This is a genomic window from Gelidibacter sp. F63206, assembly GCF_023015735.1.
On the sequence record NZ_JALKAU010000021.1, the window covers coordinates 1 to 245 of the forward strand.

At 62.0% G+C, this 245-nt stretch carries 1 pseudogene; it reads left to right on the forward strand.

The features are described from left to right. Positions 1–245, forward strand: a pseudogene (locus MWU32_RS00410) (collagen-like protein); the annotation flags it as partial.

Below are 245 nucleotides of genomic sequence, written 5' to 3' on the forward strand. Positions count from 1 at the left end.
GAGACCGGTCCAGCAGGACCTCAGGGACCAGCAGGAGCCGATGGTATTGATGGTAATGACGGAGCCCAGGGACCACAAGGTGATCCAGGCCCAATTGGACCTCAAGGACCAGCGGGTGCAGACGGTGCCGATGGTGCTGACGGAGCTCAGGGACCTCAAGGACCAGCAGGTGCGGACGGTATTAACGGTACTGATGGCGCCCAGGGACCACAAGGTGATCCAGGCCCAATGGGCCCTCAAGGACC